This is a genomic window from Verminephrobacter aporrectodeae subsp. tuberculatae At4 (assembly GCF_000193225.1).
GTDB lineage: Bacteria > Pseudomonadota > Gammaproteobacteria > Burkholderiales > Burkholderiaceae_C > Acidovorax > Acidovorax aporrectodeae.
This window is the reverse complement of record NZ_AFAL01000813.1, coordinates 1-1,122: the sequence shown is the minus strand read 5'-3', so window position 1 is coordinate 1,122 and position 1,122 is coordinate 1. Positions and strand designations below refer to the sequence as shown.

Genomic DNA, 1,122 nt, shown 5'->3' with positions numbered 1-1,122 from the left:
GCTTCGGTGTACGTGAGCACCAGTTGGCTGCCGTTGACCGCGGCGCTGCTGAACGCCGGGGGCGTGGTGTCCGTCCGGGTGTCCACGGTGTAGTTCTCGCTGATGGCGGTGCCGGTACCGGAGCGGCCTGCCATGTTGGTTACGCCAGCCAGGTTGACGCTGATGGTGTTGCTCGCGTTGCTGAAGTTGGCCTTGGGCGTGAAGGTGGCGGTCCAGGTTTTGTTGCCGGTGTCGGGTATGTATACGAGTGCGCTCAATGTGCCGTTGGCCTGAGTCAGATCGATGTCATTCAGCGTGAAGTCGGTGACATCTTGGTTGAAGGTGAAGGTGACGGTCGTCGTTTCGCCCGTGGTGAGCGCGGTATCGGCCAGCGTGATCGTGGCGGCAGGGAGCGCGGTGTGCACGATGAAGTTGTCGCTGGTGGCGCTGCCGGTGCCGGCGGTGCCTGCGGCGTCGGTCACGCCCGCGAGGTTCACGCTGATGGTGTTGGTCTCGTCGATGACGTTGGCCGTGGGCGTGAAGGTGGCCGTCCAGGTTCTGCCGTCGGCGCTGCATGCGAGGTCGCTGAGCGTGCCGCTGGCCCGGGTCCCGTCCACGTCATCGATCGTGAAGCTGTTGACGGGTTTGTTGAAGGCGATGATGACGGCCGCCTTTTCTCCCGTCATGAGGGGGCTATTGGTCAGCGTGACGCGTGCGCTCAGGTCGGATGGCTGGTTCGTGCTGCCGGGCCGGGTGTCAATGCTGTAGTTGTCGCTGGGGGAGGTGCCGTTCGCCGTATTGCCCGCCAAGTCCGTCACGCCGTGGTAGTTGACGCGGATGCGGTTGGTGGTCGCGCTGGTATTCGCTGTGGGCGTGAAGGTGGCGGTCCAACTCCTGCCATCTCCGAGGGCGGTCAGCGGACCCAGCGCGCCGTGGGCCTGTGACAGGTCGATGTTGGCGGCGGTAAAGCCATTGACGGGCTCGCTGAAGCTGAAGGTGACGGTGGTGGTTTCACCCGCGGTGAGGGCGTTGTCGCCCAGCGTGATGCTGACGCCGGGCGAGAAGACGTCGATGTCGTAGGTGACCGTGGAGACGGCCTGGCCCACACCGGCGTTGCCTGCGGGGTTGGTCACGCCGGTGAGG

1 protein-coding gene is annotated in these 1,122 nt (G+C 65.1%); it reads right to left on the bottom strand.

Features of this window, described 5'->3' with window-relative positions:
• Positions 1-1,122 (bottom strand): Ig-like domain-containing protein (locus VTU_RS34080; RefSeq protein ID WP_010108833.1); only part of this gene is annotated, 1,122 nt, incomplete at both ends.